Below are 23,251 nucleotides of genomic sequence, written 5' to 3'. Positions count from 1 at the left end.
CCGGCAGTACGCTTGCCAGCATGGCTGACGTTTTGCCCGTCCTGATGCGCACCGGCGCGGTCGCGGTCGGTTCCACCCTGGCCGGCATCGGCTATGCCGCGGTCGTCGAGCGCAACGCGTTCGTCCTGCGCGAGATCACCATGCCGGTCCTGTCGCCCGGGTCCACACCGCTGCGGGTGCTGCACCTCAGCGATCTGCACATGCTGCCCAACCAGCGCCGCAAGCAGGCCTGGCTGCGCGAACTGGCCGCGTGGGAGCCAGACCTGGTCGTCAACACCGGCGACAACCTCGCCCACCCCAAGGCGGTCCCCGCGGTCGTCCAGACTCTGGGCGACCTGCTGTCGCGCCCGGGCGTCTTCGTCTTCGGCAGCAACGACTACTTCGGGCCGCGGCTGAAGAACCCGATGAACTACCTGACCAACCCGTCGCACCGGGTCCGCGGCGAGCCGCTGCCCTGGCAGGACCTGCGGGCGGCGTTCACCGAGCGCGGCTGGCTCGACCTCACCCACACCCGGCGCGAGTTCGAGGTGGCCGGCCTGCACATCGCCGCCGCCGGCGTCGACGACCCGCACATCGACCGGGACCGCTACGACGCGATCGCGGGCCCGGCCAGCCCCGCGGCAAACCTGCGGCTGGGGCTGACCCATTCCCCCGAGCCGCGGGTGCTCGACCGCTTCGCCGCCGACGGCTACCAGTTGGTGATGGCCGGGCACACCCACGGCGGGCAGCTGTGTTTGCCGTTCTACGGCGCCCTGGTGACCAACTGCGGGCTGGACCGGTCCCGGGCCAAGGGCCCGTCGCGGTGGGGCGCGAACATGCAGTTGCACGTCTCCGCGGGCATCGGCACCTCGCCGTTCGCGCCCGTGCGCTTCTGCTGCCGGCCCGAGGCCACGCTGCTCACGCTGATCGCCACCCCGATGGGCGACCGGGACTCGGCCAGCGACCTGAGCCGGTCGCAGCCCACCGCCTCGGTGCGGTGAGCGATCGGACCCGGATCGCGGTCCACACCCGCTCGCGTGACTGGACGGACAACGCGATCCGGCTGATCCACGCCGACGCCCGCCGCAGCGCCGACACCCACCTGCTGCGCTATCCCCTGCCCGCGGCGTGGCGCGGTGACGTCGACTTGGCGCTGTATCTCAAGGACGAGTCGACCCACATCACCGGCAGCCTCAAGCACCGGCTGGCGCGCTCGCTGTTCCTCTACGCGCTGTGCAACGGGTGGATCGGCGAGGACACCACCGTCGTCGAGGCATCCTCGGGTTCGACGGCGGTGTCGGAGGCCTACTTCGCGGCGCTGCTGGGGCTTCCGTTCGTCGCGGTGATGCCGTCGTCGACCAGCGCGGCCAAGGTGGCGCTGATCGAATCCCAGGGCGGCCGTTGCCATTTCGTGGCGGACGCCGGCGAGGTGTACGCGGAGGCCGAGCGCGTCGCCCGGGATACCGGCGGGCACTACCTGGACCAGTTCACCAACGCCGAGCGCGCCACCGACTGGCGCGGCAACAACAACATCGCCGAGTCGATCTTCGAGCAGATGCGCGACGAGCGACACCCCGTCCCGGAGTGGATCGTGGTCGGGGCGGGCACCGGCGGAACGAGCGCGACGATCGGCCGCTACATCCGCTACCGGCGGCACGCGACCCGATTGTGCGTCGTCGACCCCGAGAACTCCGCGTTCTTTCCGGCCTACGCCGAGGACCGCTACGACGTCCTGATGCCGGCCTCCTCCCGCATCGAGGGCATCGGCCGGCCGCGGGTCGAGCCGTCGTTCGTGCCCGGCGTGGTCGACCGCATGGTCGCCGTCCCCGACGCGGCGTCCATCGCCGCCGCCCGCCACGTCAGCGCCGTCCTGGGGCGCCGGGTGGGGCCGTCGACGGGCACCAACCTGTGGGGCGTCTTCGGTCTGCTCGCCGAGATGGTCGCCGACGGGCGCAGCGGGTCGGTGGTCACCCTGCTCGCCGACAGCGGCGACCGCTACGCCGACACCTATTTCAGCGACGAGTGGGTGCGCGCGCAGGGACTCGATCCGACGGGCCCGGCCGCGGCGCTGGCCGAATTCGAGCGCAGCTGCGCGTGGGCCTAGCCCGGCAGCCAGCGGTTTGGTCAGGCAACCGACGGGTGCGATAGGCTGTCGAAGCTTCAAGCGGGGTGTGGCGCAGCTTGGTAGCGCGCTTCGTTCGGGACGAAGAGGCCGTGGGTTCGAATCCCGCCACCCCGACTCGAGAATCGACTGCTTAGACCGTCGCTGCGATTCGAGTAGCCGATTACGCTAACGCGCTTTCCCTCTCGCGGGATAAATCTTTCCCAGGCAACGAAGTATGGGGCCTCGATGCCGGATTGCCACGATGAGGAGGAGTCATGTCGGACTTGAGTGTGGCGGCGCGGCTGCCGAAGACGCTGGTTGCTCGGTTGAAAGAATTCGAGAAGCGGCCCGGTGTGCGGGTGAACCGCGTCCCCGTGCTGGCGACACCGGCCAGCCCACGCGAAATCCTCGACACCGCGCCGGGCCGGCTGCGGGCGCTGGATCCGGCAAAGCTCGCGATCCTCGCCACGCTCGACCCGCGCCGCCCCGCGGTGGACGGCGTCGCGTGGCTCGATTTCGAGACCGTCGCCTACTACACCGCCGGGAGCGACCCGTTCGCCTCGATCGGGAGCTTCTCGGGTAACGCGGAGTTCGCGCCGTACCTGCGCCTCACCCTGGAGCAACCGCCGACGGGGGCCGGAGTCCTGGTCACCTGCCGGGCCACCAGCATCGCCGTCGGGCCGCACTACCCGGGCTACTTCCGTGTGGAAGGGCCTGGCGTGGCGGCGGGCTTCGAGGACAACGCCAGGCCCACTACGTTCACGTTCGTGGTTCCTTCCGGTGGCAGCGGCCCGGTGGAGATCAAGATCCACACCGATCCCGACCGCATTCAACTGTGGGCCTTCCACGACTGCACGATCACGCAGATCTAGGCTCGGACAACCACTTTCGCGACCGCCTACGCTGGCTTTCCACCAACGCCCAGATGTGCAGTTGCTCGCGCCCGACCAGGCGGCAGCGGTGGGTCGTGGCCAGCTGGCGAGCCGCCTTCGTGAACGCCTGATTGGTCACCACGACCGTCTGATCGCAGCGGTGGTGCAGCGCGCCGGAGACCACCTGCTGCACGGCGGCGACGCCGACGGCCTTGGCCTGCCGCTTGCATTGGACCGCCACGCACGCGCCGTCTTTCCTGGCGATCAGATCGACCCCGTAGTCACCGCTGCCCGCGGTGTGGGTGACGCTGAAACCCACGGTGCGCAGCTGTGCCGCAACGAATTCTTCGAACTCGACACCCGACATTTCGTCGATGGTCGCCAGGCTCGTCCTCGCGTGGCGAAGATCGCGCCGTCGCCGCCGCCCGGCCCGGAAACGGTCCCGCTGCGCGGCAAGCCACCACAGCGCGGCCACCGTGAGGGCCAGTCGCCCAGCCCGGCGCAGAACCCCGCCGACACGCTTCCCGTCGCCCGCTGGGTGAAATACCAAGGGAGAACTAGCCCGACGACGAGGAGGGACCCGAACAGCTTGTCCATGATGCGATGAACCTAGCCGACGGGACCGACAATTCAGCGCAGGCAAAACCGCGGCGCTGTGACTTTCGCTGTCGGACAGCCGTTCCCGTTGTTACGCGCAGTCGGCGCAGACCGGAAGCCCCGAGGTCGTCTTGCGCAGCCGGCTGCGGTGCTGCACGAGAAAGCAACTCGAACACGTGAACTCGTCGGATTGCTGGGGCACCACCGTCACCGACAGCTCCTCGCTGGACAGGTCCGCGCCGGGCAGCTCGTAGAAGAGCATGTCGTTGGGGTCCTCGTCGACCACCGTGGTCGTCGTGGCGGGCAGTGGGGCGAGCTCGCGCAGGGCCGTGCCGTCCTGGGACTCGGCGTCCGATACGCGGCGTGCGTCGTAATCGCTTGCGGTCGCCATGGTGTTCCTCCTCCATGAATGCCGGGCTGACGCACTTGCTTGTACTCACCCGTGGCAGAGTCGGTACCCCGTTCAGCTGCGAGTTACACCTGTTTTTCGACTTCACCCGAGAAATTCGTCGGCGAAAACGACCCTTTCGGGTCAACTGGTCGGCGGCGGCGGGACTTTGTCGGAATTGATTGCTTCCCAGCGCAGTTCGGCGTCGCGGACTTTGCGGTGGGCCCGCACCACCCACGCGGCTCCCGCCGCGGCGAGGACGGCGGCCACGATCACGGCCACCCAGCCGGCGACGGCGTGCCCGGTCGCGAACCCAGACAGGCCCACGATCAGGGCGATCACCCCGAATGCCACGCCGGCCAGGCCGGGCGCATTGGCGCCATGTATGAACGATTCGCCGGCGTGCCGGCGGGTGGTACGTGCGTGATCGACCGGGTCCCTTTTCAGGCGATCCAACTGTGCTCCCCACGAGAACGTTTGTGCACCACGGGCTTCGCGCGGCGAAACCGTCCGCCGACCCGGTCAGGCGTACCCGCCGGCCGTAGCGGGCAAACCGCGCGGTGTCAGGCGGCGCCCGCGTGGGTATGCCGCGCAGATGACCGGCCGTGGCGCGCCCGCCGTCCTGTTCGACGTGGACGGAACCTTGGTTGATTCGAACTATCTGCACGTCTATGCCTGGCAGCGCGCCTTCCACGACGAGGGCATGCCCGTGGCGGCCTGGAAGATCCACCGCTGCATCGGGATGGACGGCTCCCGGCTGGTGCGCGCGTTGTCGGATGACGCCCCGGACGACGTGCGCGAGCGGCTCAGCGACGCGCACAGCGACCACTACCGGGACACCACGTCGCTGCTCGCGCCGCTGCCCGGCGCCCGCGCGTTGCTGCACCGCGTCGCGGAGCTCGGGTTGCAGGTCGTGCTGGCAAGTTCGGCGCCCGAGGACGAACTGCAGACCCTGCTCAAGGCGCTGGACTGCGACGACGACATCGCGGCGACGACGTCGTCACGTGACGTGGACACGGCCAAGCCGGAACCGGGCATCGTGCAGGTCGCTATGGACCGGGCCGGTGTGAACGCCGACCGTGCCGTGTTCGTCGGCGACGCCGTGTGGGACGCCCAGGCAGCCGCGGCCGCGGGACTGCCGTGCATCGGCGTGCTCAGCGGCGGCATCTCCCGCGAGGAATTGCGGGCGGCCGGCGCGGCGCCGATCTTCGCGGATCCGCAGGACCTTCTCGATCAGCTGGAATCCACCCGCATCGCCGAGCTGGCGCGCGGCGGCTGACTACATCCCGCGGGTGCGCAGCGTCAGGGGCAACGCCCCCCAGAAGAAGGTGAACAACGCCAGCGCGCACGCTCCGGCCGCCAAACCCGCGACCGGCCCGGCCACCGCGACGAAAACGATGATCACCACCCCGGTCAGCGCCGCGCCGAGCAACGCCAGCCCGGCATAGGCGCACCGGTGCGCGGCCGACACCAGCGCCTGCAGGCGATGCCGCCGGAACAGCAGCCGGTGGATGGCCACGGGGGCGATCAGCAGCACCGTCGCGGCCACCGAACACCCCACCGTCGCCAGATACGCGATCCGCATCTGGCCGCTGAGGATGTCGAAGCGCTGCTGGAACGGCAGCGTCAGCAAAAACCCGGTGAGCAGCTGCACCCCGGTCTGCACCACCCGAAGCTCCTGCAGCAGGCTGTTCCAATTGCGGTCCAGCCGTTCGATTTCGGTCTCATCGCGCTGACTGCGATCCCATTGCTGGTCGTCTTCCGGATGATCGACGTCCATGCCGGTGCCCGGGACGTCAGCGGTTGAGGTTGCCGTCCCGCACCGCGGTCAACGCGTCGTCCAGGGTCGGGTACAGAGGGAAGGTCTTGTCCAGACCGGTCAGGTGAATCGGTCTGCGAGTCGCCGGGCCGCGCGCCACCACGCCGAACTCGGTGGACTTACCGAGTTTCTCGTACGTGGCGGCCAGGATCTTCAACCCGACCGAGCCGAGGAACTCCACCGCCGAAAGGTCGATGACCAGTGCCTTTGGCCCGTCCGCGACCACCGCGCCGATCGCCTGCTCGAGCGCGGGGGCGGTGACCAGATCGATTTCGCCGCTGACACTGACCACCGACACGCCGTCGTGGTCCTCAACCAACGTGGTAATCGAGTCAGGAGCTGACAATGGCGATCCTTTGTCCAGGCCGTAAATGTGGTGCAAGCGTAACCTGCCGCGCGAACTGCGAGAAGAATATGCCCTCGACGCCCGCACCGCGATAACCCAGGCTAGTCTCCAATGGCAGTGCGCACTGCGGAGCGCGACGTGGCACGGGAGGCCAGATGTCAGATTCGGCGTCGGATTTCGGAACGACCAGCACCGCCGCGCAGACGGTCAGCGAGGGGCTGCTGCCCCAGCTGGTCCAGCACCTGCGGCAGAACCGCACGGTTCTGCGGGAGGAGTGGGCGCGCCGGATCACCGAGGCCGAGCTGCTGACCGCGATGACGCCGGAGGAGCTGTTCTCCGAGGCGACCGCCGTCTACGACAACTATGTCGAGGTCCTCGAGACCGGTAGCGTCGAGGCGCTGCAGGCTTACGCGCGAGACCTGTCTGAACGCATCATCCCCCGGGGCGTGGAGACCGACGAGGTGCTCGGCATCGTGCTGCTGCTGCGCGACGTGCTGGCGCGGTCGCTGTTCGAGAAGTACCAGACCGAGTTCGAGATGCTCAACCGGGTGCTGGACGCCTACGAGCCGGCGGCCAACCGCATCGCCAACACCGTGGGCGTGAGCTTCGTGCAGGAACGCGAGCGCATCATCCGCCAGCAGCAGGAGGCCATCCGCGAGCTGTCGACGCCCGTGCTGCAGGTGCGCGAGCAACTGCTGATCTTGCCGATCATCGGCGTGCTCGATTCGCAGCGCGCCCGCCAGGTCACCGAGCAGCTGCTGCGGGCCATCCGCGCGAACCGCGCCAAGGTCGTAGTCATCGATATCACCGGTGTGCCCACCATCGACTCGACGGTGGCCAACCACCTGGTGCAGACCGTCGACGCGTCGGGCTTGATGGGCGCCAGCGTGATCATCACCGGCCTGTCCTCGGAGATCGCGCTGACGCTGGTGACCATCGGCCTGGACCTGTCCAAGATGAACGCCGTCGGCGACCTGCAGGGTGGCATCGAGGAAGCCGAGCGCCTACTCGGCTACGAAGTCACGCGCACCGGCGAACAGACCGGCTAACCACCATCGACACGAGCGTCCCATGCCAGTCCCCATCCTGAAACAGGGCTCGATCCTCATCGCCTCGGTGCAGGCCGCGCTGTCCGACTCCGACGCCGAACGGCTCCGGTACGACCTCATGGAGCGAGTCAGCCAATTCCGCGCGCAGGGCATCATCGTCGACGTCACCGCGATCGACGTGATGGATTCGTTCGCGGCCCGGTCGCTGCGCACCATCGCGCACATGACCCGGCTGCGCGGCGCGGACACCGTGATCGTGGGCCTGCAGCCGGAGGTGGCCTTCGCGATGGTGCAGCTGGGGCTGGCGTTCGACGACATGAACACCGCGCTAGATCTCGAAGAGGGCCTCGCGTTGCTGAATCGCGAAGGCGGAGTGGGGAAATCGACGATCGGACGCGACGGTGGCGGATGACCCGCAGGTTCTGGTCGTCGACATCTTCAAACCCGATGACATCGTTGCCGCTCGCAAAGCCGGACACCAGCTCGCACTCGATCTCGGATTCTCGCTGACCGACGTCACCATGATCGCCACGGCGATCTCCGAAATCGCCCGCAATATCACCAGCTACGCGGGACGCGGCGCGGTCCAGGTCACCGTCGCCGAGCGGGACGGCCGCAAGGCCCTCGTGGTGCGCGCCGAGGACGAGGGCCCCGGCATCGCCGACATCGAACGGGCGATGGAGGACGGCTACTCGACCGGTCGTGGCCTGGGCATGGGACTGCCCGGGGCCCGACGCCTGATGGATCGGTTGGTCGTGGACTCGACACCCGGCCGCGGGACGACCATCGAGATGTGGAAATGGGTTCCCGCCCGTGCATGAGAATGGGCGGCTGGGTCCGATCGAGTGGGCGGCCGCCGGTCGCCCGCTGCCCGGCGAGCAGGTCTCCGGCGACCAGCGGATCGCGATCGGCATCGACGACGACGCCGCCCTGTTCGGCGTGATCGACGGCCTGGGCCACGGTCCGGCCGCCGCGACGGCCGCCCTGCGCGCGGTCGACACGCTCACGAAGGCCCCCGACGAGCGGCTCGAGGTCCTGGTTCAGCTGTGCCACCGGGTGCTGGAGGGCACCAGGGGCGTGGCGATGACGCTGGCGCGCGTGGACTTCGGGGCGGGCCTTTTGGCGTGGACCGGGGTCGGGAACGTCGCCGCCGACTTGGTCGCCAAGGCGGCGATGGGCACCCAGGTCCGGGCCAGCGCGCGCCTCATCGCCGGCATCGTCGGCTACCGCATCCCGGAAATCAGGCCCGCGCAGGTGGTTTCGATCCGCGCCGGAGATCTGATCTTGATCACCTCCGACGGCATCGGCGACGACCGCCTGGAGCACATCGACTTCGCCGCGCCGGCCTCGGTCATCGCCGACCATATGCTGACCAAGCACGGCAAGGAAACCGACGACGCGATGGTGCTGGCCGCGCGTCATCGGGGGGCCTCAACATGAGCAAGATACGAGCGGGACATGAGCGGTAATCACGCCTTCCACGCCCAATACGGCGCGGCCTTGAAAAGCTACTTGACCAAGCGCGACGAGGACGCCCTGTCCGTCGGCCATGAACTCGGACGCCGCGCCCTGGAAGAACAGATCAGCATGCTCGAAATCATCGAGCATCATTTCAAATTCGTCCAAGAGCTGGCCGAGGCCGGGTCGATCGACCGGCCGGCCGCACTGGAATTCCTGTTGCAGACGCTGGCCCCGCTGGACGTCGCGACCCGCGGGTTCCTCGACGGCACCCGCCGTTACGCACAAGAGCGCGCCCGGGCCGAGGGCCTGGCCGACCGGGATAAATTCCGCACCGCCCTGGTGAATTCGCTGCAGGAGGGATTCTTCGTCGCCGACAACGAGGGCTCGGTGATCGAAATGAACCACGCCTTCGTCGACATCCTCGGCTATCCCGCCTCGGGCCTACCCTACCGGTGGCCCCACCCGTGGCTGGTCGACAAGAAGACCGCACGCGAACAGATATCGGTGGTCCGCAACGGCGGCAGCGCCGAGTACGAAACGCCGATCCGGCACCGGGACGGCCATCTGGCGTGGGTGATGGTGAGCATCAACGCCGTCAAGGAGGCCGGCAGCGACCGGGACGTCTACGTGGGGACCATCCGAGATATCACCGTGGAGCGGGCATTCGCCGCCCGGGAGAGCGCGGTCTTGCGCCTGGCCACGGCGGTTGCCGTCGCCAAGAGCGTTGCCGAGCTGCTGTCGATCACGCTCGACGAGTGCCGTGCAACGATCGACGTCAAACAAGTGATCGCCGTCTCCTGGCCCGCCGCCGGCGGCGAGCCCACCGTCCAGGTTGCGGGCGATCCCTCCGAAATATCTTGGCGCAGGCTGGATCCGTGGTTGCAGCACACCTTCTCCGATGCGCGTCATCAACTGCCACTGACGGCCAAGACGGTCGATAGTCCCGAAAACCCGGGCAAGGCACGGGGATTGGTAGCGGTGCTGTCCAACACCGGGGACCTCGCGTTGTGGCTGGAACTGCGTACCCCGCGCTGGGTCAGCGCCGAGGACCGCCTTTTGATCACGGTGCTCATCGGCCACCTCAGCCTGGCCATGCAGCACGTGCGCCAGTTCGAGAGCGCCCGCGAGACGTCGCTGACGCTTCAGCGCACCATGCTGCCTCCGCTGCAGCCGCCTCCCGGCTTCGCCGTGTGCTACGAACCCGCGGTCCCGCCGCTGGAGATCGGGGGCGACTGGTATGACGTGCTGCCGATCGGCGAAAGCCGCATCGGCATCGTCGTCGGCGACTGCGTGGGCCGCGGCCTGCCGGCCGCCGCGATCATGGGCCAGCTGCGTAGCTCGGCACGGGCGCTGTTGATCAACGGCGCGCAGCCCGCGTTGTTGCTCGAGCAACTCGACTCGGCGGCCTCGCTCATCCCGAATGCATACTGCACCACCGTGTTTCTCGCGGTCCTGGACACCAAAACCGGATTGCTGGAATACAGCAACGCCGGCCATATGCCCGCCGTGCTGGCCGGGCCGGAGGCCGGTCGGACGACCGTGCTGACCGACGCCGCTTCGGTGCCGCTCGCGGTCCGCCGCAAGGAACCGCGACCACAAGCCTCCCTGGCGCTCCCGCCGGGCTCGACGCTGATGGTGTTCACCGACGGGCTGGTCGAACGCAAGCACGAATCGATCGACGACGGAATCGCCCGCGCGGCAAACCTTCTGGCGAAGACGATGGCCTCACCGCTGGAGGAGGTCCCGGAAGCCGTTGTTCGGGCCCTCGCCCCGGCGTCGGGATACGACGACGACGTCGCGATGGTGATCTACCGCCACTGGCCAGCGCAGCTGCGCATCGAAAGCACGGCCGCGGCAGAGCAATTGGTGATGGTCCGGCACCGGCTCGCGGCGTGGCTGCGGACCGCCGGCGTGCCGGATGAGTTGGCCGCCGACATCGTGCTGGTCGTCAACGAGGCGTGCACGAACTGTGTCGAGCACGCCTATCGCGGACACCAGGTGGGGACGATGCTGTTCGAAGCCGACCTCGTCGACGCCCAGGTCCGGACGCGGGTCACCGACGCCGGTTCGTGGAAGCCGCCGGCCGCCGACCCGGGCAACAGCGGTCGCGGCCTGGTGTTGATGAGGGCGCTCAGCGACGTCATGGAGATTTATCACACCGCGACCGGGACCACGGTCGAAATCAGCTTCCGCGTGCCGGTGAAGGCCGAGTGAGCGTCGCGGCGAGCGGCAATCGTTTGCCCGGTCCGATTGGAGGGTAGTCATCGGCGTGACCCGCGCATCAATCACCGTCGAGCCCGCCCTGCCCGCGGCGCATGGGCCGCTGTCGACCGCCGTCCGGCGCGCGCTGTCCGGGCCCACGTCGTACGACTCGCTGAACCGCATCGGTGCCCCCGTGCGGGACTCCGATCCGTACGGCCTGGACCTCCAGCTCGCCCTGACCATGTGCTACGAGCTGCACTACCGCGGTTTCGCGGGCGTCGACCCCGGTTGGGAATGGAATCCCGCCCTGCTGCAACTGCGTGCCGAACTCGAGCGCGCCTTTTTGGCGGGCGTGCGACGCGACGTCGGCCCGATCGACCCCGGCCGCACCGCGGCCGATGAAATGGAGGCGATCTCCATCGAGCCGGCCGACGGCACCGGCCCGTCGTATTACTTGCGCGACACGGGAAGCTGGGAGCAGATGCGCGAATACTTCGTGCATCGGTCGGTGTACCACCTGAAAGAGGGCGACCCGCACGCGTGGGCGATTCCGCGGCTGATGGGCACCGCCAAGGCGGCGTTCGTGGCCGTCGAGTTCGACGAGTACGGCGCCGGCCGGGGTCCGCGGCTGCACCAGCAGCTTTTCGCCGACCTGCTGGACGCGGCCGGTCTGGATTCGACCTACCTCGGCTACCTCGAGGCCGTCCCGGCCGAGGCGTTGGCGGCGGTGAATCTGATGTCGCTGTTCGGGCTGCATCGCTCGTTACGCGGCGCCGCCGTAGGGCACTTCGCGTCGACGGAGATCACCTCGCCTCCGGGCTCCCGGCGGATGGTCCGGGCCCTGCAGAGGATGGCGGCGCCGCCGGCCTGTATCGGGTTCTACAGCGAGCACGTCGAGGCCGACGCGGTGCACGAACACGTCGTGCGCATCGACGTCGTCGGTGATCTCGTCGCGCGGGAACCGCACCTCGACGCCGATGTCGTGTTCGGGATGCGCGCACATGCCGCGGTCGAAAACCGCCTGGCAGAGTGGATTATGGAGTCGTGGAAGCAGGATCGGACGTCGTTGCGGCGGCCGCTCGATTAGTTTTCTTGATACCCCGGCAGCGCCGATGGCTGGTGTCGCACAAGGGATATGCGTCGCTGCGCCGACACGTGCAGATGGCGACCATGAACCGGTCGGACTCGACGACGTCGCCGCCGGGCATCTCGATGCGCACCGGCCCGGACACCAGCACCGGCCCGTTGGGCACCACCTGGACCCGGGTGGTGGTCATCGCTTGTCCGCGCGGATCACGACGAGCTCCTCTTCCCGGCGCCCCGGCGGGATCCGGCCGGTTTCCTCGAGCCACGTCGCCCGCGCCGTCATCACCGGACCGAACGGAATCCACTTCGAGGCAATGATTTCGGCCTGCATGCCGGCCCAACTCAACCGATCCAGCGATTGTTGAGCGCCGGCGATCGCCGAGTGTACGAGCAGCAGAGATCCGCCGTCGCACAGCAGTTTCGGTGCCGCTTCGCACAGCGGATCGAGCACCAGCCGGCCATCGCCGCCGGCGTTCCAGGCCCATGACGGGCCGGCGCTCGGAGAGATCTGGTCGGAGTCGTCCCGTGGCGGGGCCGGCACATAGGGCGGATTCGCCACCACCACGTCGAACGGCGCACAGTCGATAGCGTCCGGCCACGATCCCTCGCGCACATCGACATGCCGGCCCGCGAGGGCGGCGTTGTCGCGGGAGCAGCGCACCGCGCGCGGGCAGATGTCGAAGGCGGTCACCTCGGCACACCCCATCTCGGCTGCGGCGATCGCGACGAACCCGCTACCCGTGCAAATGTCGAGGACCCGCCGACCCGGCATCAGCGCGCTCCGGTGCATCGCGTCGACCAGCAACCGGGAATCTTCCTGCGGCTGGTAGACGTTGTGCGCAACCGAGATGGCGGGTTCGGGATAGGTGGTTGTCAAGGTGGGCCTTTCACCAGATCCGTCAAATCGCCGTGGCGGTCACGGCTTCGGCTGTATATGCCCGCAAATTCCGCGGTTAAAACGGTCCAATCAACGGATGACTAACCCGTGGGTGCGTGCGCGAATTGCTTGACGACGGTCTCGCAAAAGGCCGGCAGATCCCTGGGTGAGCGGCTGGTGATCAAATTGCCGTCGACCACCACTTCTTCGTCCACGACGTGGGCGCCCGCGTTGCGAAGGTCGGTGCGGATGCTCGGGTAGGAGGTCAGCGTTCGCCCCACGACCACTCCGGCCTCCACCAGAGTCCAGGGACCGTGACAGATTGCGGCGACCGGCTTTCCGGAGACGACGAAATCGCGCACAAAGGACACTGCGGCATCGTCGAGCCGCAGCTTGTCCGGGTTCACCGTGCCGCCGGGCAGGACCAGGCCGGCGAATTCGCCCACCGACGCGTCCGATACCGCGCGGTCCACGTCGAAGGTTCCCGCGGGCTCGAGGTCGTGGTTGCGGGCCTGAATCTCGCCGGATTTCACCGACAACAACTCGACCACAGCGCCGGCTTGCTCGAGGGCCGCGCGCGGCTGCTCGAGTTCGACCTTCTCCACGCCGTCGGCCGCCAGGATCGCAACTTTCATGCCTTGCAACTCATTTGACATCGCGGCGACCTCCCTTTCCTTCGCTGAATTTCATGTGGTTGTGTTCACCGTCACGAGTAGCGCATCGACGCATACAGGTCGGCGGCGCCGATTCCGCCGAGGGCTGCGGCCGAGATCATGCCCCGCCGCCGGCGACCGCGGCCGCGCGCGGCCACCCCGGCCAGCAGCAGTGTCACGTCCAGGACGTCGCCCGCCACCCGCGTCCAGACCAGCCTGTCGGGACCGGCCAACAACGCCGCCCCGTGGCCACATTCGCGGGCACCGAGTGCGCGGATCACTCGGCGCGATCGGCGCGTGTCGTCCACTCCGGCGAGCGTAGCAACCTTCCCGGGCGCGACCAGCTCGCTCAAACCCAAGCCGAAGCTGGCGCCGGCGAGCGCCTTCACCAGGGGTGCTGTGGTGTTGCCGGATCGATCACTCAACGTCGACTCCTTGCCGTACCGGGCACGGGCTGGCGCAATTTCGCTGTCGCGCAACCAACGTCGGCAGCCGCCAAACTTTTCGGCCTTGCCAGCGGGAGCGCCCGATGCCCACAGTGGCGTTCGGGTACCCCGGCAGGCACCGCCCAAACGTGAAATCAGCCGGACGCGTCGCGCAGCGCCTCCAGCAAAGGTTGCGCGGCCTCCTTGAGGAAGAGATCCTGCGCCTCACCGCCGATCTGGACCAGCGCGATATCGGTGAATCCGGCTTCCCAGTACGGGCGGACAGCGTCGACGATCGCGTCGAGGTCCGGGCCGCAGGGCATGGCGTCGGCGACGTCGTCGGGTCGCACGAATTGGGTCGCGCCGGCGAAGCCGGCCGGGGTGGGCAGGTCGGCGTTGACCTTCCAGCCGCCGGCGAACCAGCGGAATTGGTCGTGGGCACGCTGCACGGCGGTGTCGCGGTCGGGATCCCAGGACACCGGGATCTGGCCCACCACCCGTCCGCCCCCGGCGAGATTGGCGGCCTGACGGGCGGCGTGCCAGGCGTCGACGAGCTCCCCGTCAGGTTCCACCGCCACGAAGTGGTCGGCCAGCCTGGCCAACTTGTCGACCGCCTTGGTGCCCGCCATCGCGACCGCGATGCCGACGGGGAAATCGGGCACGTCCCACAGCCGCGCGGAATCGACCTGGAAGTAGTCGCCGCGCCAACTGACCAGGTGGCCGCCGAACAGCTCGCGGATGATCTTGATCGCTTCGCGCAGCATGTCCTGCCGGCGTTCGACGGCCGGCCAGCCTTTGCCGACGACGTGTTCGTTGAGGTTCTCGCCACTGCCCAAGCCGAGGGTGAACCGGCCGTCGGACAGGATCTGCACGGTGGCGGCCTGTTGCGCGACGATCGCGGGGTGGTACCGCATCGTCGGGCAGGTCACGTAGGAGTACAGGTCCACCCGCTCGGTGGCGTGTGCCACGGCGCCCAGCACCGCCCACGCGTTGGGCGCATGCCCCTGCGAGGCCAGCCAGGGGGAGAAGTGGTCGCTGCACACCTCGAAGTCGAAGCCGCGCTCTTCGGCCGAAATAGCATGTCGCACAAGGTCTTTGGGGCCACTCTGTTCGGTCATCAGAGTGTAGCCGAAATTCGTCATGCCGGCAGGGTTACCCGGGCGCTTGCCGCGCAAACCGGAGCTTGAGGTGCGCCGCTAGAGGCGTTCTTTGACCGCCGCCGACAGCCGGGCGCCGTCGGCCTTTCCGGCGGCGATCGCGGTGGCCGCCTTCATCACCAGGCCCATCTGCTTCATCCCCGGGCGTTCCCCGATTTCCTCGGCGACCTGGGCGATCGCGGTGTCGGCGACGTCGGCCACCTCCGCCTCGGTAAGGGGGGTGGGCAGGTACTCGTCGATGACCCGCGCCTCGGCGTGCTCGTTGGCGGCCAGCTCGCCGCGCCCGTTCTGGGTGTAGATCTCGGCGGCCTCCCCGCGCTTGCGCGACTCTTTGGCCAGCACCTTGAGGACCTCCTCGTCGGAGAGCTCGCGCGCCTGCTTGCCGGCGACCTCCTCGCTCTGAATTGCCGCGAGCAGCATCCGCAGGGTCGCCGTTCGCAGCTTGTCCCGGGCCTTCATCGCCTTGGTGAGGTCGGCCCGCAACCGGGATTTGAGTTCCGCCATGCCTGAGACGCTACGCGACCGAACCCCGGTGAAGGCCGGTGCAGATTGTGAAATGCCCGGCCCGCCGACAGGATGGAGCCCATGACGAACGCCTGGCCGCCGGGTGGGCACGCGCCGGCCGGTTATCCGCCACCGGGATATGGTGCCCCGCCGCCCGGGTACTACGCCCCGCCGCCGGGCTACTATCCCCCGCCGCCGGGGTACGCGCCCCCGCCGCCCGGGTACGGTCCGCCGCACTACGTCCCCGGGGCCGCCAAGCCCGGCATCATCCCGCTGCGACCGCTGACCCTCAGCGACATCTTCAACGGCGCGGTCGGCTACATCCGCACCAACCCCAGGGCGACGCTCGGGCTGACCGCGATCCTGGTCGTGCTCATGCAGATCGTCTCGTTGGCCGCGACGGTCGGTCCGTTGGCCGCCTACGGCCGGATCACGGTGGCGCGTTCCGACGAGCTCAGCGGCGGGATCGCGGGTGCCTGGATGGGGTCGATGGCGGCCGGTCTGCTTGTCACCTGGCTCGGCGGCACCCTGCTGTCCGGCATGCTCACCGTCATCGTCGGGCGGGCGGTGTTCGGATCGCCGATCACCATCGGCGAAACCTGGGCCAAGATCCGGGGCCGGCTGCTGCCGTTGCTGGGCCTGGCGCTGCTGGAAGCCGCCGCGCTGGCGACCATCCTCGCGCTGGCCGTGGGGATCATCGCGCTGTTGGCGGCGGTCGGCGGCGCGGTGCCCGCGGTCCTGATGGGCCTGCCGTTGGTGCTCGCGGTGCTCGCGGCGATCGTCTACCTGTACACCGTGGTGCTGTTCGCGCCGGTGCTGATCGTCTTGGAAAGGCTGCCCGTCACCGACGCGATCGCCCGGTCATTCGCGCTGGTGCGCAACGGCTTCTGGCGGGTGCTGGGGATCCGGGCGCTGACGTTCATCGTGGCGTCCTTCATCGGCAATGCCGTCGCGTTGCCGTTCAGCATCGCCGGCCAGGTCGTGATCGCCGGGGGGACCCCGTCCACCGCGGCGCTGCTGCTGAGCGCCGCGATCGCCGCCGTCGGGTCGGCGATCGGCCAGATCATCACCGCGCCGTTCAACGCCGGCGTCATCGTGCTGCTCTACACCGATCGCCGGATGCGCGCCGAGGCGTTCGACCTGGTGCTGCAGAGCGGCGCCGCCGGCGGCCCCTACGCCGTCGCGTCAACCGACGGCCTCTGGCTGACCCGCCCGGTTTAAGGACCCGCTGACCGTGCCTTCCATCGACATCGACCGCGATGCCGCCCGCCAGGCCGCGGAGATAGAGCTGGGCAAGCCGATCTACTCCAAGGGTTCCGCGACCCAGCAGTTCGCCGAGTGGGTCAATGAACAGGTCTACCGGCTGCTGATCAAGCTCTCCTCGGTTCCCGGCGGATGGTTGACCACCACCGTGCTGCTGATCCTGCTGGCCATCGCGCTGGTGGTCGCCGTCCATGTCGTCAGGCGCACCATGCGCACCGACCGCGGCGGCGACTACCTGTTGTTTGAGGCCGCCCAGCTCACCGCCGCCCAGCACCGTGCCGCCGCCGAAAACTATGCCGCGCAAGAAGATTGGTCGGCCGCAATTCGCCACCGGCTGCGTGCCGTCGCGCGTCACCTCGAGGAGACCGGCGTCGTGGAGCCCGCGCCCGGCCGCACCGCCAACGAGCTGGCCACCGACGCCGGCGCGGCGCTTCCCCACCTGGCAGACGAATTGTCCGAGGCGGCAACGGCATTCAACGACGTGACCTACGGCGAACAGCCCGGAACCGAGGCCGCCTACCGGATGATCGTCGCCCTCGACGACCGTCTGCGGTCACGGTCACCGGCCCTCTCGCCGGCGGCCGGTCTGACCGCGGCCAGCGAATCCTGGGCGCGGGTCCGGTGAGCACCGTCGGCGCGCGGTGGCGATCGTGGCGGTGGGCGATCCTCGCCGTCGTCGCGCTGGTCGTCGTCGCCGCCGCCGGCGCCTACCTGACCGCCCCGCGCCCCGGCGCCCGGATGGATCCCCAATCGACCGATCCCGGCGGGGCGCACGCGCTGGTGGCGTTGCTGCGCGACGGCGGCGTCGAGGTGGTGGTGGCCGACACCGTCGCCGACGTCGAACGGGCGGCACGGCCCGACACGCAGATCCTGGTGGCGCAGACGCAATATCTGACCCTCTCGGTGCTGGACCGGCTGGCCCAAGTCCCCGGCGATCTCCTGTTGATGGAGCCGACGGCGCGCGCCCGCGAGGCGCTGCTGCCCGACGTCCGCAGGTCGAGCGCCACCGCCACCTTCGACAGCAGCCCGAATTGCACGCTGCGCGAGGCCAATCGGGCGGGAACGGTGCGTTTCGGGCGCAGCGACACCTACCACGCCGGGGACCGCCGGGACGTCACCAGCTGCTACGACGGCACCCTGATCCGCTACCGCGAGCACGGCCGCACCGTCACGGTCGTCGGCAGCACCGACTTCATGACCAACGGAAGCCTGATGCAGGCCGGCAACGCCGCGCTGGCGATGAACCTCGCGGGCGATCGGCCCCGGCTCGTCTGGTACGCGCCCCACCACACCGAGGGTGAAACATGGGCCCCCGCTTCGATTTCCGACCTGATCCCGGAGAACGTCAGCTGGATCGTGTGGCAGCTGTGCATGGTCGTGGTGCTGCTCGCAGTGTGGAAGGGCCGCCGGCCGGGCCCGCTGGTGGCCGAGGAGCTGCCCGTCGTGGTGCGCGCCTCGGAGACCGTCGAGGGCCGCGGCCGGCTCTACCGGTCCCGCCGCGCCCGGGATCGCGCCGCAGCCGCGTTGCGCACCGCGACCGTGCAGCGGCTGCTGCCCCGGCTGGGCCTCGGGCCGGGCGCGCCGGCGCCGGCGGTAGTGAGCACCGTGGCCCAACGGAGCGGCGCCGACCCGGGATTCGTTTCCTACCATCTGTTCGGGCCACCGCCGGCGACCGACGCTGACCTGTTACACCTCGCCCGTGCGCTCGACGACATCGAAAGGCAGGCCACGCACACGTGACGCAACCATCCCCCACCGAGACCACTGGTGCCGAATCCGCGCGAGAAGCGCTGCTGGCGTTGCGCGGCGAGCTCGCCAAGGCCGTCGTCGGGCAGGAGGGCGTCGTCAGCGGCCTGGTGATCGCGCTGCTTTGCCGCGGCCACGTGCTGCTGGAAGGCGTTCCGGGAGTGGCGAAGACGCTGCTGGTGCGGGCGCTGGCCGCGGCCCTGCAGCTGGAGTTCAAACGGGTCCAGTTCACCCCCGACCTGATGCCGGGCGACGTGACGGGCTCGTTGGTGTACGACGCGCGCACCGCCGCGTTCGTGTTCCGGCCGGGACCGGTGTTCACCAACCTGCTGCTGGCCGACGAGATCAACCGCACGCCGCCCAAGACCCAGGCCGCCCTGCTCGAGGCGATGGAGGAGCGTCAGGTCAGCGTCGAGGGCGAGGCCAAGCCGCTGCCCGACCCGTTCATCGTCGCCGCGACCCAGAACCCGATCGAGTACGAGGGCACCTACCAGCTGCCCGAGGCACAACTGGACCGGTTCCTGCTCAAGCTGAACGTGGCGCTGCCGTCGCGCGACGCCGAGATCGCCATTCTGGGCCGGCACGCGCACGGCTTCGATCCCCGCGACCTGTCGGCGATCAAGCCGGTCGCCGGGGCCGCCGAGCTCGCGGCGGGACGCCAAGCGGTGCAACAGGTGCTGATCGCCGACGAGGTGCTGGGCTACATCGTCGACATCGTGGGGGCCACCCGCTCGTCCCCGGCGCTGCAGCTGGGAGTGTCGCCGCGCGGGGCGACGGCGCTGCTGGGCACCGCGCGGTCCTGGGCATGGCTGTCCGGGCGCAACTACGTCACCCCCGACGACGTGAAGGCCATGGCCCGCCCGACGCTGCGGCACCGCGTGCTGCTGCGCCCGGAGGCCGAGCTCGAAGGGGCAACCCCCGACGGCGTGCTCGACGGGATCCTGGCCTCGGTTGCGGTGCCCCGCTAGTGATCCTCACCGGACGCGCCGGGCTGCTGGCGCTCATCTGCGTCCTGCCCATCGCGGTATCACCATGGCCGGCAATGACTTTCGTGCTCTTGCTGGTGGCACTGTCGATGCTGGTGGCCGTCGACGCCGCGTTGGCGGCCAGCACCCGCGGGTTGCGCTATGTCCGGTCACCGGACTGCTCGGCGCGGCTGGCCCAGCCGGTGGACGTCGGCCTGCTGATTCACAACGACGGCGCCCGCCGGTTTCGCGGCCGCGTCCGCGACGCCTGGCCGCCCAGCGCGCGCGCCGAGCCGCGCAGCCACGACGTCACGATCGGCGCGCGGCAGCACCAGCACATCCAGACCCGGCTGCGGCCGGTGCGTCGCGGGGATCAGCGCGCGGCCACGGTCACCGCCCGGTCGATCGGGCCGCTGGGGTTGGCCGGGCGGCAGGGTTCCCAGGCGGTGCCGGGTCAGGTCCGGGTGCTGCCGCCGTTTCTGTCGCGCAAGCACCTGCCGTCGCGGCTCGCCAAGCTGCGGGAGATCGACGGCCTGCTGCCGACGCTGATCCGCGGGCAGGGAACCGAATTCGATTCGCTGCGCGAGTATGTCGTCGGCGACGACGTGCGGTCGATCGACTGGCGCGCATCGGCGCGCCGCGCCGATGTCGTGGTCCGCACCTGGCGGCCCGAACGCGACCGGCGCGTGGTGATCGTGCTCGACACCGGGCGCACGGCGGCGGGCCGCGTGGGCGTCGACCCTACCGCCGCCGATCCGACGGGCTGGCCCCGGCTGGACTGGGCGATGGACGCCGCGCTGCTGCTGGCCGCGCTCGCGTCGCGGGCCGGTGACCACGTCGACTTTCTCGCCCATGATCGGGTGAGCCACGCCGCTGTCTTCGGCGCGTCTCGCACCGAGATCCTCGCCCAGCTGGTCGGTGCCATGGCCCCGCTGCAACCCGCGCTCATCGAATCCGACTGGCGCGCAATGGTTGCCGCCATCGCGCGGCGGACCCGGCGGCGGTCGCTGGTGGTGCTGCTGACCGACCTCAACGCGGCCGCGCTGGAGGAGGGCCTGCTGCCGGTGCTGCCGCAGCTGTCGGCCAAGCACCACGTGATGATCGGCGCCGTCGGCGACCCCCGCGTCGACCACATGGCCGCCGGGCGCTCGGACGCCGCGGCCGTCTACGACGCGGCGGCCGCCGAACGATCCCGCAACGACCGGCGCGCGATTGCGGCGCGGCTGCGCCGCAACGGGGTCGAAGTCGTCGACGCCCCGCCCGGCGACGTCGCGCCCGCCCTCGCCGACCACTACCTTGCGATGAAAGCCAGCGGGCGGCTGTGACTTTCGCTCATCCCGTCGGAACCACGTCGGGCGCGTCGTCGATGTCGCCGGTCTCGCCGGCCTTCGCCGCGCGGCGACCGAAGTACACGACGTAGCACAAGAACGCGGCCTCGGCGACGACCCCGATTCCCACCCGCATGAACGTCGGCAATGGGGACGGGGTCACCACTGCCTCGATCAACCCGGAAACCAACAGCACACCCACCAGACCCACCGCGACGGACACGACGCCGCGGCCCTGTTCGGCCAGCACCTGACCCCGGGGCCGATCCCCGGGCGCGATCACCGACCATCCCAGCCGCATCCCCGTTGCGCCGGCGAGGAATACCGCCGTGAGCTCCAGCAGCCCGTGCGGGGCCAGCAGGCCCAGCAGGATGCCGCCCTTGCCGGCCTGAAACATCAGCCCGGCGATCAACCCGAGATTGGCGGCGTTGTTGAATAGGATGATCGGGATCGGCAGTCCGAGCAGGACCGACATGGCGATGCATTGTGCGGACACCCACGAGTTGTTGATCCAGATTTTCAGGGCGAACGCCGCTGCCGGGTGTTCGCTGTAGTACGACGCGACATCGTGGTTGACCAATTCGTCGATGTCACTTGGTGTTCCGATCGCCGACTGTACCTCCGGATTGCCGGCCACCCACATCGCGATGACCACGACGACGGCGAGAAATGCGGCCGCCGTACCCGCCCACCACCGCCAACCGCGGTACGCGACGACCGGAAACGACACCGTCCAGAAGCGGACGAACGCCCTGCTCAGCGGCGCGTGAGCGCCGGTCACCACGGACCGGGCCCGCGCGACCAGGCTCGAGAGCCGGCCTATCAGCAGCGAATCCGAGGACGCCGACCTCAGCATCGACAGGTGGGTGGAGACCCGCTGGTAGAGCTCGACGAGTTCGTCGACCTCGGCGCCGGTCAGCGATCGGCGCCGCTTTACCAACCGGTCGAGCCGGTCCCACGTCCCGCCATGGGTCAGCACGAATGCGTCGACGTCCACCCTGCGCAGCCTAATCGGCGCGACCGCCGCACCCTGTACCGTTCGGTGTTATGTCGGAGGTGGTGACCGGCGACGCCGTGGTGCTCGACGTGCAGATCGCCCAGTTGCCGGTGCGGGCGGTGGGCGCGCTGATCGATATCGCGGTGATCGCCATCGGCTACCTCGTCGGCCTGATGCTGTGGGCGGCCACCCTGACCCAGTTCGACAGCGCGCTGAGCGCGGCCGTCCTGCTCGTCTTCACGGTGCTGGTGATCGTCGGGTACCCGCTGGCGTTCGAAACCGCGACGCGCGGGCGGTCGGTGGGCAAGATCGTGATGGGCCTGCGCGTGGTTTCCGAAGACGGGGGACCGGAACGCTTCCGCCAGGCGCTGTTTCGCGCGCTGGCGTCGGTGGTCGAGATCTGGATGCTCGCCGGCAGCCCCGCGGTCATCTGCAGCATGTTGTCGCCCAAGGCCAAACGTATCGGCGACGTCTTCGCAGGAACCGTCGTGATCAGCGAGCGGGGACCCCGCGCGAACCCGCCTCCGGTGATGCCGCCGTCGCTGGCGTGGTGGGCGTCCTCGCTGCAGCTCTCCGGACTGGACCCGGCCCAGGCCGAGGTCGCACGCCAATTTCTCTGCCGGGCAGCGCAACTCGATCCGGGGCTGCGCCAACAGATGGCGTACCGGATCGCCGGTGACGTGGTGTCCCGTGTCGCCCCGCCGCCCCCTCCCGGTGCCCCGCCGGAGCTGGTGCTGGCCGCGGTGCTCGCCGAACGCCACCGGCGAGAACTGGCGCGCATGCGCCCCATACCACCCGCGCCCGCGCCGTGGCCGCCACAGCCCCTCCCGCGGCCGGAACCCCGCCCCGAGTGGCCGCAGCCGCGGCCTGAACCGCCCGCCGGCGGGTTCGCCCCGCCGAGCTGATCGGGGCTGCTGACGGGGCCTACGAAACGGCGGCCGCCATGAGGACGACGTCGGCGACCAGCAGCGCCCAGCCGATCGCAGGAACCGCGATCCCGCCGCGGCGCTTGGCGGTGAAGAACGAGATGACTATGACGACGAACGCCACCACGGGCGCCCCGTAGAACGCGACGCCGAAGTCGATGCCGCCGCGGCCCAGGTCGGGGCAACCGCCACCGCTGCACCCGTCGGTGCTCATCACGGCGCCGAGCGCGAAAAGCATCACGATGGCAGCGGCGGGAACCGTCGCCAGCGCCAACCCCCAGTTGACCCACGGCCAGACGTTGCGGCCGCGGCTATTGTCGCCATCGCCGCCGTTGTCGCCGCGGGCGGGCCCGGCCACGCCGTGGGCTCCGCCGCCGACCGCCAGGTTGTTGTTCGCGTTCATCCCTCTCTTCCTACCCGCCGCCCGGCGGATGCAAACCGCGCCGCCGCGCCGTGACGGGATTCTCTTTCCGCAGGTCAGACGGGTGCCGCTGCGCTAATGGCGGC

28 protein-coding genes, 1 tRNA gene and 1 pseudogene are annotated in these 23,251 nt (G+C 69.5%); 17 read left to right on the top strand and 13 right to left on the bottom strand.

The window, feature by feature from the left end; all coding sequences use genetic code 11:
• The first annotated feature begins 20 nt into the window (after positions 1 to 20).
• The 4 genes from AC5Y43_RS20710 (at position 21) to AC5Y43_RS20695 (ending at position 2,955) form a co-directional block, all read left to right on the top strand.
• Positions 21 to 980: a metallophosphoesterase gene (locus AC5Y43_RS20710; protein WP_499975507.1), complete on the top strand. Its 960-nt coding sequence runs from the start codon at positions 21 to 23 to the stop codon at positions 978 to 980.
• The gene (gene cds1 / locus AC5Y43_RS20705) at positions 977 to 2,083 is read left to right on the top strand and encodes an L-cysteine desulfhydrase Cds1 (RefSeq protein WP_499975506.1); all 1,107 of its coding nucleotides are present in this window, start codon (positions 977 to 979) and stop codon (positions 2,081 to 2,083) included. Before AC5Y43_RS20710 ends, cds1 begins: the two co-directional genes overlap by 4 nt.
• A gap of 61 nt (positions 2,084 to 2,144) precedes the next feature.
• Positions 2,145 to 2,218 (top strand) — tRNA-Pro (locus AC5Y43_RS20700).
• 140 nt (positions 2,219 to 2,358) lie between these two features.
• The gene (locus AC5Y43_RS20695; protein ID WP_499975503.1) at positions 2,359 to 2,955 is read left to right on the top strand and encodes a hypothetical protein; all 597 of its coding nucleotides are present in this window, start codon (positions 2,359 to 2,361) and stop codon (positions 2,953 to 2,955) included.
• On the opposite strand, the pseudogene AC5Y43_RS20690 reads toward AC5Y43_RS20695, so the two are convergent.
• From AC5Y43_RS20690 to AC5Y43_RS20680, 3 genes and pseudogenes are all read right to left on the bottom strand, one after another.
• Positions 2,942 to 3,552: pseudogene (locus AC5Y43_RS20690) on the bottom strand (restriction endonuclease). The gene AC5Y43_RS20695 and the pseudogene AC5Y43_RS20690 overlap by 14 nt on opposite strands.
• Positions 3,553 to 3,643: 91 nt before the next feature.
• On the bottom strand, positions 3,644 to 3,943 hold the full coding sequence (locus AC5Y43_RS20685) for a DUF4193 domain-containing protein (protein ID WP_499975502.1): 300 nt from the start codon (positions 3,941 to 3,943) through the stop codon (positions 3,644 to 3,646).
• Positions 3,944 to 4,084: 141 nt separating this feature from the next.
• Complete coding sequence (locus tag AC5Y43_RS20680) at positions 4,085 to 4,396, bottom strand: hypothetical protein (RefSeq protein WP_499975500.1); 312 nt, start codon at positions 4,394 to 4,396, stop codon at positions 4,085 to 4,087.
• Between the two features lie 139 nt (positions 4,397 to 4,535).
• Between AC5Y43_RS20680 and AC5Y43_RS20675 the strand changes: the two genes are divergently transcribed.
• Complete coding sequence (locus AC5Y43_RS20675; protein WP_499975499.1) at positions 4,536 to 5,219, top strand: HAD family hydrolase; 684 nt, start codon at positions 4,536 to 4,538, stop codon at positions 5,217 to 5,219.
• Here the strand turns inward: AC5Y43_RS20675 and AC5Y43_RS20670 are convergent, their stop codons facing one another.
• Positions 5,220 to 5,720: a DUF6328 family protein gene (locus AC5Y43_RS20670; RefSeq protein WP_499975498.1), complete on the bottom strand. Its 501-nt coding sequence runs from the start codon at positions 5,718 to 5,720 to the stop codon at positions 5,220 to 5,222.
• Between the two features lie 16 nt (positions 5,721 to 5,736).
• Positions 5,737 to 6,105, bottom strand: a complete 369-nt coding sequence (locus AC5Y43_RS20665) for an STAS domain-containing protein (RefSeq protein WP_499975496.1) — start codon at positions 6,103 to 6,105, stop codon at positions 5,737 to 5,739.
• A 155-nt stretch (positions 6,106 to 6,260) separates the two neighbouring features.
• Between AC5Y43_RS20665 and AC5Y43_RS20660 the strand changes: the two genes are divergently transcribed.
• The 6 genes from AC5Y43_RS20660 to AC5Y43_RS20635 are packed head-to-tail and all read left to right on the top strand — an operon-like array spanning position 6,261 to position 11,904.
• Positions 6,261 to 7,154 (top strand): STAS domain-containing protein, encoded by an 894-nt coding sequence (locus AC5Y43_RS20660; protein WP_499975494.1) that lies wholly within the window; start codon positions 6,261 to 6,263, stop codon positions 7,152 to 7,154.
• Positions 7,155 to 7,176: 22 nt separating this feature from the next.
• Positions 7,177 to 7,566 (top strand): STAS domain-containing protein, encoded by a 390-nt coding sequence (locus tag AC5Y43_RS20655; RefSeq protein ID WP_499962207.1) that lies wholly within the window; start codon positions 7,177 to 7,179, stop codon positions 7,564 to 7,566.
• Entirely contained in the window at positions 7,556 to 7,975 is a 420-nt protein-coding gene (locus AC5Y43_RS20650; protein ID WP_499975492.1) for an anti-sigma regulatory factor, read from the top strand. Before AC5Y43_RS20655 ends, AC5Y43_RS20650 begins: the two co-directional genes overlap by 11 nt.
• Positions 7,968 to 8,594 carry a SpoIIE family protein phosphatase gene (locus tag AC5Y43_RS20645; protein WP_499975491.1) on the top strand — a complete coding sequence of 209 codons (627 nt, stop codon included), beginning with the start codon at positions 7,968 to 7,970 and terminating at the stop codon, positions 8,592 to 8,594. The genes AC5Y43_RS20650 and AC5Y43_RS20645 overlap by 8 nt, the downstream gene beginning before the upstream one ends.
• Positions 8,595 to 8,612: 18 nt before the next feature.
• Complete coding sequence (locus AC5Y43_RS20640) at positions 8,613 to 10,829, top strand: SpoIIE family protein phosphatase (protein ID WP_499975489.1); 2,217 nt, start codon at positions 8,613 to 8,615, stop codon at positions 10,827 to 10,829.
• A 55-nt stretch (positions 10,830 to 10,884) separates the two neighbouring features.
• On the top strand, positions 10,885 to 11,904 hold the full coding sequence (locus AC5Y43_RS20635) for an iron-containing redox enzyme family protein (protein WP_499975486.1): 1,020 nt from the start codon (positions 10,885 to 10,887) through the stop codon (positions 11,902 to 11,904).
• Here AC5Y43_RS20635 and AC5Y43_RS20630 read toward each other — a convergent pair.
• The 6 genes from AC5Y43_RS20630 to AC5Y43_RS20605 all read right to left on the bottom strand — a co-directional run bounded on the left by AC5Y43_RS20630 (position 11,852) and on the right by AC5Y43_RS20605 (position 15,519).
• On the bottom strand, positions 11,852 to 12,094 hold the full coding sequence (locus tag AC5Y43_RS20630) for a CDGSH iron-sulfur domain-containing protein (protein WP_499975485.1): 243 nt from the start codon (positions 12,092 to 12,094) through the stop codon (positions 11,852 to 11,854). The genes AC5Y43_RS20635 and AC5Y43_RS20630 overlap by 53 nt on opposite strands.
• Complete coding sequence (locus AC5Y43_RS20625) at positions 12,091 to 12,780, bottom strand: HemK2/MTQ2 family protein methyltransferase (RefSeq protein ID WP_499975483.1); 690 nt, start codon at positions 12,778 to 12,780, stop codon at positions 12,091 to 12,093. The genes AC5Y43_RS20630 and AC5Y43_RS20625 overlap by 4 nt, the downstream gene beginning before the upstream one ends.
• A 101-nt stretch (positions 12,781 to 12,881) precedes the next feature.
• Positions 12,882 to 13,436, bottom strand: coding sequence for a type 1 glutamine amidotransferase domain-containing protein (locus AC5Y43_RS20620; RefSeq protein WP_499975481.1), 555 nt, complete (start codon positions 13,434 to 13,436; stop codon positions 12,882 to 12,884).
• Between the two features lie 50 nt (positions 13,437 to 13,486).
• Entirely contained in the window at positions 13,487 to 13,858 is a 372-nt protein-coding gene (locus AC5Y43_RS20615) for a malate dehydrogenase (protein WP_499975478.1), read from the bottom strand.
• Between the two features lie 155 nt (positions 13,859 to 14,013).
• Entirely contained in the window at positions 14,014 to 15,000 is a 987-nt protein-coding gene (locus AC5Y43_RS20610; RefSeq protein WP_499975476.1) for an LLM class F420-dependent oxidoreductase, read from the bottom strand.
• 54 nt (positions 15,001 to 15,054) lie between these two features.
• Positions 15,055 to 15,519, bottom strand: coding sequence for a GatB/YqeY domain-containing protein (locus AC5Y43_RS20605; RefSeq protein WP_499975474.1), 465 nt, complete (start codon positions 15,517 to 15,519; stop codon positions 15,055 to 15,057).
• 81 nt (positions 15,520 to 15,600) lie between these two features.
• Between AC5Y43_RS20605 and AC5Y43_RS20600 the strand changes: the two genes are divergently transcribed.
• The 5 genes from AC5Y43_RS20600 to AC5Y43_RS20580 are packed head-to-tail and all read left to right on the top strand — an operon-like array spanning position 15,601 to position 20,818.
• A complete protein-coding gene (locus AC5Y43_RS20600; protein WP_499975472.1) occupies positions 15,601 to 16,740 on the top strand; it encodes a DUF7847 domain-containing protein in 1,140 nt (379 codons plus the stop codon).
• A 13-nt stretch (positions 16,741 to 16,753) separates the two neighbouring features.
• The gene (locus AC5Y43_RS20595) at positions 16,754 to 17,407 is read left to right on the top strand and encodes a DUF4129 domain-containing protein (RefSeq protein WP_499975471.1); all 654 of its coding nucleotides are present in this window, start codon (positions 16,754 to 16,756) and stop codon (positions 17,405 to 17,407) included.
• A complete protein-coding gene (locus AC5Y43_RS20590) occupies positions 17,389 to 18,522 on the top strand; it encodes a DUF4350 domain-containing protein (RefSeq protein WP_499975677.1) in 1,134 nt (377 codons plus the stop codon). The genes AC5Y43_RS20595 and AC5Y43_RS20590 overlap by 19 nt, the downstream gene beginning before the upstream one ends.
• Entirely contained in the window at positions 18,519 to 19,496 is a 978-nt protein-coding gene (locus tag AC5Y43_RS20585) for an AAA family ATPase (protein ID WP_499975469.1), read from the top strand. The genes AC5Y43_RS20590 and AC5Y43_RS20585 overlap by 4 nt, the downstream gene beginning before the upstream one ends.
• Entirely contained in the window at positions 19,496 to 20,818 is a 1,323-nt protein-coding gene (locus AC5Y43_RS20580) for a DUF58 domain-containing protein (RefSeq protein WP_499975467.1), read from the top strand. The genes AC5Y43_RS20585 and AC5Y43_RS20580 overlap by 1 nt, the downstream gene beginning before the upstream one ends.
• Positions 20,819 to 20,825: 7 nt before the next feature.
• Here the strand turns inward: AC5Y43_RS20580 and AC5Y43_RS20575 are convergent, their stop codons facing one another.
• A complete protein-coding gene (locus AC5Y43_RS20575; RefSeq protein WP_499975466.1) occupies positions 20,826 to 21,818 on the bottom strand; it encodes a stage II sporulation protein M in 993 nt (330 codons plus the stop codon).
• A 50-nt stretch (positions 21,819 to 21,868) separates the two neighbouring features.
• Here AC5Y43_RS20575 and AC5Y43_RS20570 point away from each other — a divergent pair, with 50 nt between their 5' ends.
• Positions 21,869 to 22,723: an RDD family protein gene (locus AC5Y43_RS20570; RefSeq protein ID WP_499975464.1), complete on the top strand. Its 855-nt coding sequence runs from the start codon at positions 21,869 to 21,871 to the stop codon at positions 22,721 to 22,723.
• Positions 22,724 to 22,742: 19 nt separating this feature from the next.
• Here the strand turns inward: AC5Y43_RS20570 and AC5Y43_RS20565 are convergent, their stop codons facing one another.
• The gene (locus AC5Y43_RS20565; RefSeq protein WP_499975462.1) at positions 22,743 to 23,147 is read right to left on the bottom strand and encodes a hypothetical protein; all 405 of its coding nucleotides are present in this window, start codon (positions 23,145 to 23,147) and stop codon (positions 22,743 to 22,745) included.
• Positions 23,148 to 23,251 lie beyond the last annotated feature (104 nt).

It is taken from the genome of Mycobacterium sp. NGS57 (assembly GCF_059812405.1).
Note: the sequence above shows the minus strand (reverse complement) of the source record. Positions and strands in the feature narration are given on the sequence as shown.